The sequence below is a fragment of the Streptosporangium sp. NPDC048886 genome (genome assembly GCF_055586905.1).
Map to the genome: position 1 here is coordinate 128,514 of NZ_JBVJHH010000013.1, position 16,390 is coordinate 144,903.

At 73.0% G+C, this 16,390-nt stretch carries 8 protein-coding genes; 3 read left to right on the plus strand and 5 right to left on the minus strand.

The annotated features are described in order from the left end of the window. Positions 1-1,581 precede the first annotated feature (1,581 nt). Positions 1,582-1,782: an EF-hand domain-containing protein gene (locus ACZ6R6_RS18315; RefSeq protein WP_306863101.1), complete on the plus strand. Its 201-nt coding sequence runs from the start codon at positions 1,582-1,584 to the stop codon at positions 1,780-1,782. 117 nt (positions 1,783-1,899) lie between these two features. Next, complete coding sequence (locus tag ACZ6R6_RS18320) at positions 1,900-3,153, plus strand: PucR-like N-terminal domain-containing protein (RefSeq protein ID WP_470094742.1); 1,254 nt, start codon at positions 1,900-1,902, stop codon at positions 3,151-3,153. Here ACZ6R6_RS18320 and ccrA read toward each other — a convergent pair. Both ccrA and ACZ6R6_RS18330 read right to left on the minus strand, forming a co-directional pair. Next, positions 3,134-4,444: a crotonyl-CoA carboxylase/reductase gene (gene ccrA / locus ACZ6R6_RS18325; RefSeq protein ID WP_470094744.1), complete on the minus strand. Its 1,311-nt coding sequence runs from the start codon at positions 4,442-4,444 to the stop codon at positions 3,134-3,136. The two genes, ACZ6R6_RS18320 and ccrA, sit on opposite strands and share 20 nt — an antisense overlap. After that, positions 4,441-10,812, minus strand: a complete 6,372-nt coding sequence (locus tag ACZ6R6_RS18330; protein ID WP_470094746.1) for a beta-ketoacyl synthase N-terminal-like domain-containing protein — start codon at positions 10,810-10,812, stop codon at positions 4,441-4,443. Before ACZ6R6_RS18330 ends, ccrA begins: the two co-directional genes overlap by 4 nt. A 254-nt stretch (positions 10,813-11,066) precedes the next feature. Here ACZ6R6_RS18330 and ACZ6R6_RS18335 point away from each other — a divergent pair, with 254 nt between their 5' ends. Beyond that, positions 11,067-12,221, plus strand: a complete 1,155-nt coding sequence (locus ACZ6R6_RS18335) for an alpha/beta hydrolase (RefSeq protein ID WP_470094748.1) — start codon at positions 11,067-11,069, stop codon at positions 12,219-12,221. 99 nt (positions 12,222-12,320) lie between these two features. Here ACZ6R6_RS18335 and ACZ6R6_RS18340 read toward each other — a convergent pair whose 3' ends face one another. The 3 genes from ACZ6R6_RS18340 to ACZ6R6_RS18350 form a co-directional block, all read right to left on the minus strand. After that, positions 12,321-13,115, minus strand: a complete 795-nt coding sequence (locus ACZ6R6_RS18340; RefSeq protein WP_470094750.1) for a L,D-transpeptidase family protein — start codon at positions 13,113-13,115, stop codon at positions 12,321-12,323. Positions 13,116-13,148: 33 nt separating this feature from the next. After that, positions 13,149-14,264 (minus strand): FAD-dependent oxidoreductase, encoded by a 1,116-nt coding sequence (locus ACZ6R6_RS18345; protein ID WP_470094751.1) that lies wholly within the window; start codon positions 14,262-14,264, stop codon positions 13,149-13,151. A gap of 593 nt (positions 14,265-14,857) precedes the next feature. Next, positions 14,858-16,207: a hypothetical protein gene (locus ACZ6R6_RS18350; protein WP_470094753.1), complete on the minus strand. Its 1,350-nt coding sequence runs from the start codon at positions 16,205-16,207 to the stop codon at positions 14,858-14,860. Between the last annotated feature and the right edge of the window lie 183 nt (positions 16,208-16,390).

Here is a 16,390-nt window from a genome sequence, read left to right on the forward strand (position 1 = left end):
CGGATGGAGACGGTGCGCACCTGCTGAACCGCTCCGGGAGGACCAGGAGGTCCTTCCGGACCCTGCGGGCCCTCGGGGCCTTCCGGACCCTGCGGGCCCTCGAAACCTTGCGGACCTTCAGGACCTTGAGGACCCTCAGGACCGACAGGTCCTTCCGGACCCTGCGGCCCCTCAGGACCGGCGGGGCCCTCAGGACCCACAGGACCTTCAGGACCGGCGGGACCCTCAGGACCGGCGGGACCCTCAGGACCGGCAGGACCCTCAGGACCGACAGGTCCTTCCGAACCCTGCGGCCCCTCAGGACCGGCGGGACCCTCAGGACCGGCGGGACCCTCAGGACCGGCGGGACCCGCAGGACCCTCAGGACCCTCAGGACCCGCAGGACCCTCAGGACCAGCAGGACCCTCAGGACCAGCAGGACCGGCGGGGCCCTCAGGACCGGCGGGGCCCTCAGGACCCGCAGGACCGGCAGGACCCGCAGGACCCCCAGGACCGGCAGGACCGGCAGGACCCGCAGGACCGGCAGGACCGGCAGGACCCGCAGGACCGGCAGGACCCGCAGGACCCGCAGGACCGGCAGGACCGGCAGGACCCTGCGGGCCGGCGGGGCCCGGGGGGACCGCGCAGAGGAACAGCGGCAGACGGAGCCACTTGCACAGCGGAATGTAGCTCTGCGGAGCCGAGCCGGCGGCCGGCTTCACATAGCTGATCCCACTGATCTGGGTGACCTGCGGAATGAAAGTGGCGCGATTCTCCCAGTAAGTGAGGGAAGTATTGCAGAGATCACTGGAAACCCCTACCGCGACGGGAAGGAGCGCCAGCTTTTCGCAATAGGGGTCGTTTGCCTCATAGCGGGCATGCGCCTGGCCCGTCAGCAAGTCCGGCGCCGTGTCGGCACCCGCTGGGACGGACGACTGAGCGAGAACGGCCCCGGCGAGCGCGCCGCCCGCCAGGATGCGTTTCATAAGGGTAGCCACACCGTCTTCTCTCTCCTTCCTCAATCACCGAAAACCCGGCGCCGACAGTTTTGAACCGACCGGGAAAACCCGCGAACAATGCCTTCCAAATCCAGTTGATGCATCGGACGAGAAACGCGCGTTTCTTTGCCGGCGGTAAATGTGAATCGCCAGATAAAGCCAATATGCATATCACTTTAATATTCGCAGTAAATGGCTTTATTCTCGCAACACCGGCAATGGGGCCGAATCCGTCACGGCAGGCGGACCCGTCACGGCGGGCGGACAGGGCCGCCGTCACGGCGACACCTGGCAAGCGGGTCGCGCCGGGAAGGGGGGAGCGCCTCGAAGCGGGCCCCTCGGCCCAGGCGTCAAGCAGGTCGCGCCAGGAGCCGGGGACACCAGATCAGGGGGACGCGCCGGACCGACCGGAAGGGACGCACCAGCGCCGGACCGCCCGGAGAGCCCGCAGGACCGACCAGGGAGACCCGCCGGGCCGGCCGGGGAGGCACACAGGCGGCCGGGAACGGCCTCCGGCGCCGCCGGCCCACCCTCCCTCCGCGCCGCGATCCCCCGCTAATGTGCTTGCGTCTCATTTCCCTGCTGCCGGAAGGCGGATGCACCCGTGGCGGATGACTACGCGACGACCTTCAAGATCATTGATGTCGACGGTGACGGCCTGATCTCGGCCACCGAGATGACGCGCCTGATGGAGGTGCTCGGCCAGCCGATCACCCCCGAGGCCGCCGAGGCCGCCATCGCCAGGATCGACCTGGACGGCGACGGACTGATCTCCCTGGAGGAGTTCGCCGGCTACCTCAAATAGCCCCGCCCCTCCCGCCGGAAGCCGCACATGTTGCATTTGAGACAAGAACAAGCGTTTGCTACTTGCTCAAAGTGTCAATGAGATCAGAATGTGAGGCGCACTCCGACGGGAGGGTCCATGGCGACAAAAGAAGATTCCAGGCTCGTTGCCACCGGTTTCGGTGACCGTAAGAGAAGATCTCACGATCTGTCCGACCAGCGGTTATGGAGATCCGCGCCGGCGGAAGTGGCCAGACTGCTGAGACCGGGCCTCACCGAGGTGGCCGATCAGGTGATCAAGGAAATCACGGTCCGGATCCCCGAATACTCCCGGCCGGCCGACGCGATCTACATCAAGGCCATCCGGTTGGCCGTGGACGAGGCCCTGCGCCAGTTCGTGGACCGGATCGAGAACCCCAGTGCGCCGTGGGAGCCCGAGGTCTTCCGCACCATCGGGCGCGGTGAGGCCAACGAGGGCCGCAACCTCGACCCCCTGCAGACCGCGATGCGGCTCGGCGCCCGGGTGGCCTGGCGGCGGCTGACCGAGCAGTCCGAGCACCTCGGCCTCACCCCGCAGCACCTCTACGACCTGGGCGAGGCCATCTTCGTCTACCTCGACCAGCTCGCCGACGCCGCCGCCGAGGGCTTCGAGGAGGCCAGGGCCCGCGCGGCCGGAGAGATCGAGCGCCGCCGCCGGCGGCTGATGGACCTGCTGCTGAGCCAGCCGGCCGCCTCCCCCGAGGCGATCGCCGACCTGGCCAAGGCTTCGGGCTGGCGGCTGCCCAGGACCGTGGCCGGGGTCGCCCTGGACGAGCACTCCAGGGGCTACCGCACCCCTTCGCTCCCGCCGGACGTGCTGTCCGGCCTCGACCGGCCCGGCCCCTGCCTGATCGTCCCCGACCCCAACGGCCCGGGACGGGCCCAGACCCTGGAGGCCGGGCTACGCGGCTGGAAGGCGGCCGTCGGGCCCGCCGTACCGCTGGCCGCCGCCGCGACCTCGCTGCGCTGGGCCCGTGAGGCGCTGGACCTGCACCGGCGGGGGGTGCTCACCGAGGAGCGCGGCGTGCTCCGCTGTTCCGATCACATGGCCACTCTTATCGTGTTCAAGGACGAGGAGCTGGTCAGCGCCCTCACCGAGGTGCGGCTCGCGCCGCTGGCCCACCTGCGTCCCAGCCAGCAGGACCGGCTGGCCGAGACGTTGCTGGCGTGGTTGCGGCACGGCCGGGGCGCCGGGGAGGTCGCCGCCCGGCTCCACGTGCACCCGCAGACCGTGCGCTACCGGCTGCGCCAGCTCGAGGAGCTCTACGGCGACCAGCTCAGCGATCCGGACATCCGGTTCGAGCTGGAGATCGTCCTGCGGGCCAGGCGGTCCGTCAGCTCCGGAACAGCCTGATCCGATCCTCACCGATGCGCTCCCTGAGCGCGCGGTCCTCGACGCCGAGGTCCTCGGCAGGGGCCAGACCCAGCACGCCGACCTTGCCGACATGCTTGTTGAGCTGTACGGCACGGGCGGCGTCGCCGGTCTGGTCGAGGGGGTAGACCGTCGACAGGGTGGGTTGGAGCACGCCCAGCGAGAGCAGCCGGTTGACCTCGTGGCACTCCTGGTAGTTCGCCCCGTGGGAGCCGACGATCCGCTTGAGCTTCATCCACAGGTGCCGGTTGTCGTACTCGTGGGCGTACCCGCTGGACGACCCGCAGGTGACGACCGAGCCGCCGCGCCGCGCGACGTAGACGGACGCGCCGAAGGTGTCCTTGCCGGTGTGCTCGAAGACGATGTGCGGATCCTCCCCCACCTGCCGCCGGACCTCGGCGCCGAGCCTGCGCCAGGACTTCTCGTCGTTGAGGTGGTCGAACTGCGAGCGGTCCACGATGTGCTCGCAGCCCATCCGGCGCAGGAGGGCGGCCTTCTCGTCGGAGCTGACCACGCCCACCGGGATGCCGCCGCCGTTCCTGACAAGCTGCACGGCGTACGCGCCGAGCCCGCCGGTCGCGCCCCAGATCAGCACCACGTCGCCCTGCTTCATCCGGGAGCCGCGCTCGCTGACCAGCATCCGGTAGGCGGTGGAGGCGCACAGCATGTTGCAGGCGGCCTCCTCCCAGGTCAGGTGCCTGGGCTTGGGGAGGAGCTGGGTGGCCTTGACCACCGCGAACTCGGCCAGCCCGCCGTAGTTGGTCTCGAACCCCCAGGCGCGCAGGTCGGCGCCGAGCATGGAGTCGGAGTGGGTGATCGGGTCCTGCTCGTCGACGTAGGCGGGCGAGACGACGACCCGGTCGCCGATCTTCCAGCGCCGTACGGCGGCGCCCATCCGGACGATCACCCCGGAGGCGTCCGAGCCGAGCACGTGGAAGTCCCGGTCGTGGCGCGGGTCCTCACGCCCGAACCGCTCCAGGAACGCGAACGTGGGGATCGGCTCGAACATGGCCGTCCACACGGTGTTGAAGTTGATGGCGCTGGCCATGACCGCGATCAGCACCTCGTCCGGGGCGAGCTCCGGCATCGGCACCTCGGACACGTGGATGGACCTGGTGATGTCCTTGTCGACGTCGTTGACGCCGTGCGGGCTCCGGCCGAACATGCCGACCTCGTCCTTACGGGTGTGGGCCGCCCGGAAGGCCGTGGGGACCTCCAGGCGTGCGAGCTCTTCGGGATCGGCACCGTCGACGACGGCCTGTGCGAGTGTCACAGCTGGCCTCCAAGGTGAGCGGCGATGACTTCGACGTGGGGCGGGTCGAGCAGGTTGAGGTGGTGCGACCCGGGGATCGTGACGATCTCCAGCCCCAGGCTGAACGGGCCGAATCCCCTCGTGGGGTCGTCGGCGTGGGCGTATCGGATGTCTTCGACCGCCCAGGGGGTCGGGTCCGTGGAGCGGTAGAGCACCACGCGGCCCTCATAGGTCCCGGCCCGGTATCCCTCGATGGCCCGGGTGTCCTCGTGCGAGGTGATCTGGTGCCGGAGGATGGCCTCCCCCAGCAGGTCCAGCACCCCCGATCCGGCGATGCGCGTCTCGGCCAGGGCGAGCTGGCCGGCCTCGCTCAGGCCCGCGAGCTCGTCGTAGGCGAGCCGGACGGGCACCCCGTAGGTCTCGGTGAGATAGGTGGCGAAGTCGGCGTACCGCCTGGCCGCGATCCGTGCCCGCTCCGCGGCCGCCACCTCGTCCGGCAGGCCCGAGTCGATCATCGCCACCAGCTCCACGTTCTCCGCCCCGAGCTGCCGGGCGATCTCGAACGCCAGGATCCCCCCGAACGACCATCCCCCCACCCGGTACGGCCCGGCGGGCTGCACCTTCCTGATCTCCGCCACGTACCGGGCGGCCCGCTCGCTCACCCCCACCTCGGCGCCGAGGGCCCCGACGCCGTCCAGGCGCTCCAGCCCGAACACCACCTGGCCGGCCCCCAGCGCCCCGGCCAGCAGCGCGTACACCCCCGTGGTCCCACCGGCCGGATGTCCCAGGAACAGCGGCACCCGCCCGTCCTCCGGCGCCGTGGCAGCGCCGGCCGCCGGTACACCGGACTCCGGCGCGGCGCGGCGGGCGGCCAGGTACGCGCGGGCCGCGGGGGTCAGCGGGCGGACGACGCCCCGGGCGGCCTCCTCCTCGTCGATCTCCCGGAGCAGGCCGGCGACCTGGGCCCCGGTGAGCACGCCGTCGGCGGCCAGCTCGCGGCCGGCCTCCCGGCCGAGGACGTCCAGCACGACGGGCAGGACGCCGGCCGGGATCTCCTCGGTGACCCCGGGCACGCGCCCGAGGATCCGGGTGAGGGCCGCCACGACCTGCCGTTCCGCCGCGTCCCTGGGCTCGACCGGGCGCGTCCCGGCGGTGCCGTGGATGCCCAGCCCGGCGGCCACGGCCACGGCGACGTCCCCGAGCGTCGCGCCCTGCAGCAGCAGCGCGGTCGGCACGGCCACCCCGAAGTCGTGCTCGATCATGCCCCGCACCCGGGTGGCCGCGAGCGAGTCGAGGCCCGCCTCGGTGAGCACCGTGCCCTCCTGGAGCCAGGCTGTCTCGAAGCCCAGCACGACGGCCGTCCGCTCCCTGACCTTGGCGACGACGGCCTCCAGGGCCTGGCCGGGCTCCATCGCGGCCAGCGCCTCGGGCCCCGCCCAGTCGCCGCCGGTCGCGGCCGCGCCCGCCAGATCCGCGAAGTACGGCATGCGCGCGATGCCGGGGAAGGCGGCGACGGCCGCCGCCGCGTCCAGCCGCAGCACGCCCGCGGCGTCCGCGCCCCGGGCCAGGAGCGCCTCCAGCGCCTCGACGCCCTCGTCCGGGGTCAGGGGCGTGACCGCGGGCAGCACCGCCTGGCCGGCCCCGCCGACGTCGGCCCAGGTGCCCCAGTTGATCGTCGTCCCGGGCAGCCCCTCGGCCCGGCGCAGGTCGCACAGGGCGTCCAGCCAGGCGTTCGCCCCCGCGTAGGCCGCCTGCCCGGGTGACCCGAGCAGTGCCGCCGCCGAGGAGAACGCCACCCACCAGTCGAGAGGCGCGTCCCTGGTCGCCTCGTGCAGCTCCCGGCCGCCGTGGACCTTGGCCGACCAGACCCGGTGTAGGTCCCCGGGGCCCACGTCGGTGACCAGGTGGTCGTCCAGCACGCCCGCCGCGTGGATCACCCCGCGCAGCCGTACGCCGCCTGCGGTGACCACGTCGACCAGCCCCTCGGCCACGCCCGGCAGGGCCAGGTCACCGGTCACCACCTGGACGTCGACGCCCAGCGCCCGCAGTCCCGCGATCGCCGCGGCCCCCGCGGCCGACGGCCCCGACCGGCCGCCGAGCACGATCCGCCCCGCCCCCCGCTCGGCCAGCCACCGCGCCACCACCAGCCCCAGCCCGCCGTACCCGCCGGTGATCAGGTAGCCCCCGCCCCGCCGTACCACCGGCCCGCGCGCGCCGGCGCGGCGCCGGTCGCCGTCGTCCGGGAGCGCGGCCAGCCGGGCGGTGTAGCGGACGCCCGCCCGCCAGGCCACCTCGTCGTCCGGCCGGTCGGCCGTCAGCTCGGCCAGGAGCGCCTCCGGGCCGTCCACGTCGAGCAGCCGGGCCCGCAGCCCCGCCTGCTCGAAGGCCAGCACCCGGACGAGGCCGCGCAGCGCGGCGGCGCCGGGGTCGCCCGGCTCCCCGTCCAGTACGGCCTGCGCCCGGTCGGTGACGAGCCGCAGCCGCCGCCCGGTCCCCGCGAGCTCAGCGGCGATCCGGGTGACGGCGAGGTACAGGGCCTCGGCGCCGGCCGGGTTCAGGCCGCCCGGGGCCAGCACGACGACCTCCTCGGCCCCGTCGCCCGCGGGGAGTGTGAGCGGGGCCGGGACCGGCGCCGTCCGCCGGGGGGCGGAGCGCTGGGCCGGGACGAGGGAGGGCACGGGACCGCCCGGCGCCACGCCGGGCAGGTCGAGGTGGCCGACGGTGTGCCCGGCGGCGGCGAGGTCGCGGGCGAGGCGCCCGGCCCGCGGATCCCCCTTGACGGCCACGATGAGCCAGCCACGGGCCGGGCGCGGATCGGATCCATTCCCGGCCGGCGCGGTCTCGACACCTGGTCCCGGCTCCCACACCCGCGCCAGGAGCTTGCCGGCCAGCGGGACCGGCACGGCGGTGGCCGGGATGTCCTTGGCCAGCAGTCCCACCGGTGTGCCGTCGCCTCCCAGCCGTCCGATCTCCACCGGCACCCCCGAGGGGCCCCGCAGCCGCTCGGCCAGCTCGGCGGGGCTCGGCAGGGGCCCGGCCGGGGACGGGCCGGGCACGACGGTCGCGGTGCCGTACCGGACCCAGACGCCCGCGGCGTTCCTGGCGTCGATCTCGACCTCGCCGGACGGGGTGAGGGTGGTGGTGACCGTGGCGGGCAGGGGCAGCAGCGCGTCCAGGGTGACGCCGGTCAGCTCGACCTCGCCCCGGACCTCGGCCCCCGCCGCCTGGGCGAGGGCCGCCACCACGGCCAGCGGCAGGACGGGCAGGCCGTGCAACCGCCAGAGCGAGGGGTCCAGGCGCCAGGGCGCCTCGGAGAGGTCGTCGACGGTCGTGGTCCACAGGTGTCCGGCGGGGCTCTCGACGTGCACGCCGAGCAGCGGGTGGCTGCCGGGCGGGAGCGCGGCTCGCCGGGTGGCGGAGACCCAGTGCCGTCCGCGCCGCCAGGGCGAGAAGGGAAGGTCGACGACCCGGCCGGAGGAGGCCGTGACCAGCGCGGGCATGGCGACCGCGGCCGCCGCGAGCTGCAGGCGCAGCTCCTCGTCGTGCCCCCGGCGCAGGGAGTGGGTGATCACCGTGCCCGCGGGGAGCGAGTCACGCATCGCCGAGGCCAGGACGGGGTGCGGGCTGATCTCGGTGAAGACGGTGTGGCCGTCCTCGGCGGCGGCCTGGAGGGCGGTGAGCAGGCGCACCGGGCGGCGGACCCCGGCGGCCCAGTAGGCGGGTTCGAAGGTGGGGACCTCGCGGGGGTCGTCGAAGACGGTCGAGTAGAACGGGATCTCGGGCTTGCCCCCGGCGATGGCGGCCAGTGCCTCGCGGAGCTTCGGCAGGAGCGGCTTGACCTGCGGCGAGTGCCCGGCGCCCTCGGCGGTCAGCACCCGCGACAGCAGACCCCGCGCCCTGACCTCGGCGGCGAACTCCTCGACCCGGCCGGAGTCGCCGGTGACGACGCACTGCCGCGGCGAGGCGTGGACGGCGACATGGAGGTCGGCGGGGACCTCTTCCGCGGCCACCTCCAGCACCGCCATCGCCCCGCCGCCGCCCAGCGTCCCGAGCAGGCCGGCGCGGCGGCAGATCACCCGGACCGCGTCGCGCAGCCCGATCCCGCCCGCGACCACGGCCGCCGCGACCTCGCCCATCGAGTGCCCGACGACCGCCACCGGCCGTACCCCGTGCGACGTCCAGAGCCCGGCCAGCGCCACCTGCACCGCGAAGATCACCGGCTGCGCGGTGGCCACGCCCTCCGCCTCCCGGCCTCCGGCGACGATCTCCCGCAGCTCGATGCCCGCCTCGTCCCGGAACATCGGGTCCAGCTCGTCGATCACTCCGGCGAACACCGGTTCCTCGGCGTAGAGCCGGGCCCCCATCCCCGTCCACTGCGAGCCGTATCCGGAGAACACCCACACCGGCCCGCGCCCGCCGGCCACCGCCGCTCCGGCGACGCCCCCGCCGCCCTGTACGGCCCGCAGCCCGGCCAGCAGCTCCCCGGCGTCCGCGGCCACGACGGCGGCCCCGGCCCGCCCGCGCCCGGCCCGCCGGGCGAGCGTGTGCGCGATGTCGCCGAGCACGACGCCCTCGGACGCGCGCTCCTCGGGTGCGGCGCCGTCGGAGGCGGCCTTCGCGGGTGCGGCGCCGTCGGAGGCGACCTCCGCGGGCGCGGCTCCCTCAAGCGGCGCCCCGTCGGGGGCGAGCTCGGCGCCGATCCAGTCCGCGAGCACCCGGGCGTGCTCCCGGACCCGCTCGGCGGACACGTCCGTGAGCAGGAACACCTTCGCCCCCGGCCGGTCGCGTCCGGCCTCGCCGTACCGGCCCGGGGCCGGGGCCGGGGTCGGGGCGGCCGCGGCGGGGGGCGCGACCGGCGCGGCGCGCTCCAGGACGACGTGGGCGTTGGTCCCGCCGAAGCCGAAGGAGGAGACCCCGGCCCGGGGGTGGTCGCCCGGCCAGGGGGTCGGAGCGGTGACGACCTTGAGACGCTCCCAGGGGATGTGCGGGTTGGGCCGGTGGAAGTGGACGCTGGGCGGGATCACGCCGTGGTGGAGCGCGAGGACGGTCTTGATCAGGCCGGTGATCCCCGCCGCGGCCTCAAGATGGCCGAGGTTGCTCTTCGCGGAGCCGATGAGCAGCGGCGTGGTACGGCCGCCGCACAGCGCGGCGTCGACGGCCCGGGCCTCGATGGGGTCGCCCAGGAAGGTCCCGGTGCCGTGGGCCTCGATGTAGTCGGGGCCGTCCAGCCCGGTGTAGGCGGCGCGCAGGAGCTCCTCCTGGGCCTCCGGATTGGGCGCGACCAGCCCGTTCGAACGGCCGTCCTGGTTCACCGCGGTGGCCCGGACGACGGCCAGGATCCGGTCGCCGTCGCGCTCGGCGTCGGCCAGCCGCTTCAGCACGGCGACGCCGCACCCCTCGGCCCTGACCATCCCGTCCGCCGAGGCGTCGAAGCTCTTGCAACGGCCGTCGGGCGCGGTCCCGCCGCCCTGGTCGAACGCCATCGTGATCACCGGTGAGAGCAGCAGGTTGACCCCCGCCGCGAGCGCCAGGTCGCTCTCCCCCGAGCGCAGGCTCCGGACGGCGAGATCCGTGGCGACCAGCGAGGACGAGCAGGCGGTGTCCACCGACAGGCTCGGCCCGCGCAGGTCGAGCAGGTAGGACAGCCGGTTGGCGGCGATGCTGAAGGCCGCCCCCGTCGCCGTCCAGGCGTCCACCTTCGCCGGATCGGCGGTGGTCAGGTAGGCGTACTCGTTGCCGGAGATGCCGACGAACGCCCCGGTACGGCTGCCGCCCAGCGACCGGGGGGCGATGCCGGCGTGCTCCAGCGCCTCCCAGGCCGTCTCCAGCAGCAGGCGCTGCTGCGGGTCCATGACCTCGGCCTCCCCCGGGACGATCCCGAAGAAGTCGGCGTCGAAGCCGGCCACGTCGTCCAGGAACCCGCCGTGCCGGGTGGTCGCGGCCAGCGCCTCGGCGGTGCGGGGGGAGCCGTCGTCGAAGGCCGCCCACCGGTCCTCGGGCACCCGGCCCACCGCGTCGCCGCCCGCCATGAGCAGCCGCCAGAAGTCCTCCGGCCCGTGCACGGAGCCCGGGAGACGGCATCCGACGCCGATCACCGCGATCGCCTCTTCGGGGTCGGCCGTACGGCCGGCCGCCGGGGCGGCGGCCGTACCGGACGCCAGGCCCCGCGCGAGCCGGTTGATCGTGGGGTACTCCCAGACCAGCGTGGGCCCCAGCTCCCGGCCCAGGAACACCTCCAGCTCGCCGGCCACCGCGACCGCGTCACGGGAGGACAGCCCGAACTCCTCCAGGGGGCGGTCGGGGTCGACGTCCGCCAGGGGCAGACGGCAGCGGGTCGCGATCCGCTCCGCGAGGAAGCGGCGGATCTCTTCTTCGCCGATCAGGTCCACGTGGCGGCTCCCAAGAACACCCGAGGTGATCGGCAAACTTACAGAGACAAATCGACATAAGGGAGCCCTGACAGCCCACAATCCACCAGCGCGTTTTGTCACCACTGTGATAACGGCCACCCGTTCGGGGGATTTGTTCGCGCGGCTCAATCACCTCTCCCGTTTCGTTGCGAACGCTCATATCCGCGCCCCGGGAGCCGGGCTTAGGGTCGCCTGCCACGGCCCCTGTCTCCAGGCCGGGTGGAGGAAAGACGATGCGACCTGCTCGACGCGGACTCCTGGTGCTGGCGACCGCGCTGATCGTCGGCCTGCCGACGACCGCGCACGCCGACCTTGGCGGCACGGCCGGCGAGAGCCCGTCCGGCAAGAGCCCGTCCGGCCCCTGGCCGGCCGCGCTGGCCGGCAGCGCGCGAGTGGTGAAGGAGCGCCGGCTCGGCCCGCGCATGCTCGACATCCAGGTGTCGTCGCCCTCGGTCAACGCGATCCTGCCGGTCCGGCTGCTGCTGCCCCGAGGCTGGTCGAAGCGGGCCGGGCGCACCTGGCCGGTGCTCTACCTGCTGCACGGCGGCGCTGACAACTACACCTCGTGGACCCGGATGACCGACGTCGAGGAGATGGCCGCGGACCTGGACGCGATCGTCGTGATGCCCGAGGCGGGCCGCGCCGGGAACTACTCCGACTGGTACAACGGCGGCAGGGGCGGGGCTCCCGCCTGGGAGACCTTCCACACCTACGAGGTGCGCCGCCTGCTGGAGACCGGCTACCGAGCCGGCGGCCGCCGGGCCGTCGCCGGTCTGTCCATGGGCGCCTACGGCGCGATGAAGTACGCCGCGCGGCACCCCGGGATGTTCCGCTTCGCCGGCTCCTACAGCGGCGTCATGTCCACCCGCCTGCCCGGCATCCCCGAGCTCATCATGAACGCGCAGGCGGCCGAGCGGAAGGACCCGAAGGCCCTGTGGGGGGACCCGGTCAAGAACTGGCGGGTCTGGCGGGACAACGACCCCGCCTACCTGGCCAGGAACCTGCGCGGGACGAGCGTCTACATCTCCAGCGGCACCACCAGCCGGCTCGGCGAGCTCGACCCGCCCGGCGCGCCCTGGAGCCCCGCCCACCTCAGCGAGCCGATCTCCGCCTACACGGCCAAGGACCTGGTCGCCAAGCTCCGCCGGTACGGCGTCAAGCACGTGGTCCACCTGTACAAGGACGGCACCCACACCTGGCCCTACTGGACCCGCGAGTTCAAGCGCTCCTTCCCGATGATCCTGGCGGCCCTCGGCCTGGAGGGCGGCGGGCCGCCCTCCTCGCCGGATGAGCAGGCGCCCCCGCAGGACGAGGTGGACGACGGCATCGGGGGCCTGCTCGGCCACCGCTCCTCGATCGTCGTCTCCGGCGCCGGCCCCTCCCGTTAGCCTCCGGGCCCTCCGCTCCGTCAGCCGCCGGACCCTTCCCTCAGCCTCCGGGCCTCCCGTCAGCCTCCGGGCTTTCCGGCCGCCCCGCCGGGCCCTCCGTCAGACGTCCCGCTCGGGATGGCGGACGTAGACCTGGTCCCCTGTCTGGATCATCCGGAAGAGGGGCTTGGCGTTGTGGAGCGGGACGCGGATGCACCCGTGGGACGCGGGGTGGCGCGGGACCCGCTCGGAGCCGTGGAAGCCGATGCCGCCGTTGAAGTAGACCGTGTAGAACTGCTCGCCCAGGGGCCCGGTGGTCCATCCGGCCGTCCGCCACCAGGCGCGGAAGTCGCCGGTGGGCGTGACGGCGACCCCGCAGTGGCCGTTCTTGCAGTAGGACTCGCCGTTACCGGTCGAAATGTGGGTGACCAGCGCGGGCCTGCCGTCCTTCCACGCCGTGAGCAACTGACGGCGCAGGTCGATCTCCACCCGCACGGGCCCGCCGTAGCTCACCAGCGGCCTGATGCGCGCCGGACGGGCCAGCGCCCGCCAGGTCGGCAGGTCGACCTGGTCGACGGGGGGCAGCCCGTTCGCCTTCTGGAAGGCCCACACGGCCACGCGCAGCGCGGAATCGTATCCGGATCCGGCGTGCCCTGGACTGAAACCCAGCCGGTCCAGGCGCCTGCGCACCTCCTCGACCCGGGCTCCCCCGTCGCCGAGACGCAGGGTGGGCCACCGCGGCGGCGCGGGGGCGGCCCCGGCCTTCGGCGGCTGGGGAGTCGGTCCGGAAGCCGGCGCGGGGCGCCCGGAGCTCCGCGGCGAGGCGATGCCGGTGTGCGCGAGGATCAATGGCAGTGACACGGCCAGAGCGACGGCCGTGCCCGCGATCAGGAGGAAATGAACAGTTCTTCGCATGTTTCGCTTCCAACCACTCTCGGGCGGAATCAGCTAGCAGGAATATGAGTATTCACGGTCCGTCACGGCTGAACGCACCAGCGCGACCGCCTCTTTCGCGCATCCCCAGGAGAAACTGAATCCGGCCCCACCGTGCGCGAAATTGTAAATGACCTGGTCCGCCTCATCCCATTCCAGGCAGACATTCTCATTCCGGAATGGCCGCAGTCCGGCCCGGACCGGCTCATCCGGGTCTATTCTGGCGTTCCGGAGTGCGGGCATGAACGCCAGGCAGCGCTCATACATCTCCCGCACGGGCCGATGATTGTCCAGATCGATGCCGGTGTCCCACTCGTCCTTCTCCGCCAGTCCGCCGAGAACGAGAAGCCTCTGGTTGCGCGGCACGATGAAGACGATGTCCTGCTCGTCCTGGCCCTCGACGTGGGAGACGCAGTGGGCCTCGCTTATCCGGGGACCGCCGAGCCCGCCGTTGCGGACCCGCACGAGCGCGCCGCGCAGCGGATACATGCCGACCCCGCGGAGCTGGGCGGTGCCGAGTCCCGCGCAGCAGACGATCACCTCGGCGCCGAACCGGTTGAGCAGCTCGGCCCTCCCCTCGGCCAGCGTCCCCTCGACCCGATACCGCCTGACCTGCACCCCGTGGGCCTTGACCTGGCGCATCAGCCACGCCATGTACTGGTCGGTGTCGATCATCGGGGCCATGTGGGAGTAGGCGTCGACCACGCCGTATCCGGGGCTGACGCCGTTGCGCTCGGCGAGCGACGGGTCGCGGACGAAGCCGCGCACCTTCCCCGCCAGTTCCTCCATCTTGTGCAGGTCGTGCGGGCTCTCGTCGACGGGGCGTCTGAAGTAGAAGTTGGATCTCCGCATGGCCACCCCGGGGACCCTGGCCCGCGCCAGCTCCTCGAACATCCCGTAGGAGGTGACGCACCAGTCCTTGGAGCGGGCGAGGGAGATCTGGTCGTGGTGGTAACCGCACACCGCGGGCGGCCACTCCCACAGCGCGCCCGCGACGACCGAGACGATCTCGGGCGCGAACTTCTCCGCGATCACGGTGACGCGGAATCCCTCCCTGGCCAGACAGAGCGCGGTCGTCAATCCACTCACACCGGCCCCGACGACGAGAACCTTCTCCGAATTCGCGCGCACCTGGGAAAGCCTTCTTTCTTCAGTCCGTCCAGCTCGATCGGTTTTGGACGTGGCCGGCCGCGGGAGGTCGGCGCGACGGACACCGAAACTCCCCCAGGTTAAATGGGGGTGTCCGCGGATTCCGGAACGGAGACGGGCCGGACCCGGGGCGGGATCGGCCGCGGATCGTTGGAGAAGCATTACCGATCAGCACGGCGAACCGGATCGAACGGGGACGGAGCCACGCCCCGGCCGGCGCCCCGGATGACGGGCGCTTGACGGCCGGCGGGATTTCCACCGCGGATCCATTGGCCACACCGGGCCGGTGTTGACGCGTTTTTGGCCGGTCCCCGGCGGTCACGGCGGGGTGAAGGGGGCTGGATTGCCTGCGTTCGGCGCAGGCTCGCCTATATGCCCTCAGTGGGGTCGTTGGGGGCGGCAGGCGACGCGGCCCGCCCGGCTGAGGGCGGGCCGGCGATCAGGCCGGCGCGGCTGAGGGCGACGGCCCTCGCCCCGGTGGGAAACGGCTGAGGGCGACGGCCCGCGGCCCGGTGGAAACGACGGGCCCGCGACCCCGGTGCTGGGGTGCGGGCCCGTCGGCGGTGGCGCTGAGGTCAGGCGGTGGTGAGGTAGACCTGGCTGAAGACCTCGGAGATCTTCTTGAGGTCGGTGGCCACGTCCACCTCAGGGGTGGTCGGGTTGTAGACCGCGGCCAGGCGGCGCTTGATCGGGTTGAGCTTCTTCAGGTCGTCCCAGGCGGTCAGCCGGTCCACCGTGCCCTGGGCGTTCTGGACGCGGGTCCAGAGGTTCACCTGCTGGGCGGCGCCGTCCATGACGGGCGTGGACGCGCGGGTGGCGACCTGCTCGGGCGTCACCTGGCCGACCAGGCCGGTCTCCTCGGCGGCGACCTGGGCCAGGACGTCCCAGGAGCGGGCCCGGACCTGGATCCACTGGTTGCGCCGGGCCTTCTCGGCGTCGATCTTCCAGGTCTCGTAGCCGCCGTACAGCAGGCCGGTGTCCAGGGAGATCTGGTCGGCGCGGCCGGCGCTCAGCAGGGTCTCGACCCGCTCGGGGACGACCAGCGGGTAGCGCTTGCGCATCTCGGTCTTGCACGCCTCGTCCGCACCGCAGGCGAGCTCGGGCACCACCGTGTGCACGCCCAGCCGCTTGCCGGGGGCCGCCTGGCGCAGCGCCGCCGAGGCGGCCGTGACGAAGGCGGTGATCTCCTCGTCCGTCTTGAACGTCGCGTTGTAGCCGAGCTGCGAGGTGAACCGGATCCCGGCCACCTCCGGTCGGGCGGCCAGCGCGCCGACCCGCTTGACGGCCGCGGCGAACTGCGTGGCGCCCGCCTTCCAGTCGTCGGCCAGCTCGGTGTCGAGCCAGACCCGGATGCCGGTGGCCCTGGCGGCGGCGACCGCCTGGCCGGCGGGGGTCTGCGCGGCCGCGGCGATCTCCTGCTCCGTCGTGGCGAAGCTCTGCGTGGCCGCCGTCTTGGCGGGCGAGGTGGAGGGGGCGGCGGCGCTGCCCGGCTCGGGCCGGCTCGGCGTGCCGTCGCCGCCCATCTCGTTGCCGTCGACCGAGCACTGCTGGCCGGCCTCGCACTCGGGCGTCCCGCCGTCCTCGGCGCCCTCGGGGGCCGGGGAGTTCTCGTCGCCGACGGTGTCGTCACCCTCCAGCGCCGGGCAGGAGCTTCCGGGGGCGGAGCAGTCGATGAAGTTACCCTCCGACGGGGTGGCCCCCTTGAGGTTGGCCCCGTCGTCGCTCAGCCAGAACGCCGCGACGCCGAGCGCCTCCTCGGGCTTGGCCAGCCAATGGCACACGACGTATGCCGGGGTGTCGGCGCTCATCAGGTCGTTGCAGCTACGAGGGTCATCCTGTGAGTAGGCGGCGACCGCGGGGGTCACGACCCCGACGACCGTGAGCATGGCACCGACGGCGAGGGCCCGTCGCAGCGTGAATCGCATGTTCTGAAACTCCCCGGTAATGCCAGCCAAAACGATTGCCTCGCACTCTACAGAGATCACCATCACCCCAACAGGGCCTGACACTAAAACGTCAAATTCCAGACATGTCCCGTCCAATTACGGCAAGAACGGGCTGATCATCGCCGGTCCCGGGGCGACCGGTGAAAAGCCCCGCCGGGGAGC

What these genes read in the sequence shown, in the direction of transcription:
- ACZ6R6_RS18320 (WP_470094742.1), top strand. Translation starts at nt 1,900, where the DNA reads ATGGCGACAAAAGAAGATTCCAGGCTCGTTGCCACCGGTTTCGGTGAC.
- ACZ6R6_RS18335 (WP_470094748.1), top strand. Translation starts at nt 11,067, where the DNA reads ATGCGACCTGCTCGACGCGGACTCCTGGTGCTGGCGACCGCGCTGATC.
- ACZ6R6_RS18340 (WP_470094750.1), bottom strand. Translation starts at nt 13,115, where the DNA reads ATGCGAAGAACTGTTCATTTCCTCCTGATCGCGGGCACGGCCGTCGCT.
- ACZ6R6_RS18350 (WP_470094753.1), bottom strand. Translation starts at nt 16,207, where the DNA reads ATGCGATTCACGCTGCGACGGGCCCTCGCCGTCGGTGCCATGCTCACG.